Raw genomic sequence first — 559 nt, forward strand, 5'->3', positions numbered from 1 at the left:
GATAAGGTCATAGATTGCGGCATCACCTGTTGTTCTACTTCAGGCGGTAGCTGGCTTTTCCGTGGCATTCGTTCACTGGATGAGCAACAACAGAAGTTTATTACGCGTGTTCCAATGACCATTAAATCAGCCAAAGAGGCCTTAATGAACCTTGAGCCAGAGCAGCTGAGCCATATCGGCAATGGCTACTCGGGTTGTTGGGTTGACGCTGATTATGGCTCGGTATCTCAGAAGTGGCTGTTGATTCATAGTGAACAAACAACCAAGCGAGAACAGGTAACGTTTTATAAGAACTTAGACAAAAATATCACCAAAGAGCTGAAAGCGCTGGGACAACTAAAGAAAAAGCGGTTTGCTTGCGCAGTGGATGCCGAGCAAGCAATGAGCGACTTCGCCAACCAGTGTCATTTGCTTGGCTTCGCGCAATCAACCATCGTTAAAGAGCCAATTTATTCAGGTCGTGGTCGGCCGAAGAAAGATGAAAAGCCGACGGGATACCACTATTTGATAGATGCTACGCCTTATACCGATCTAGAAAAGGTGAAACTGGCCAAGCTTA

General features: G+C 46.3%; 1 protein-coding gene. It reads left to right on the top strand.

From position 1 onward, the window contains the following. The coding region (locus R7Z50_RS29995; RefSeq protein ID WP_318150084.1) for an IS1634 family transposase at window positions 1-559 on the top strand (559 nt) is incomplete at both ends.

It is taken from the genome of Vibrio sp. 1249-1, from assembly GCF_033340495.1.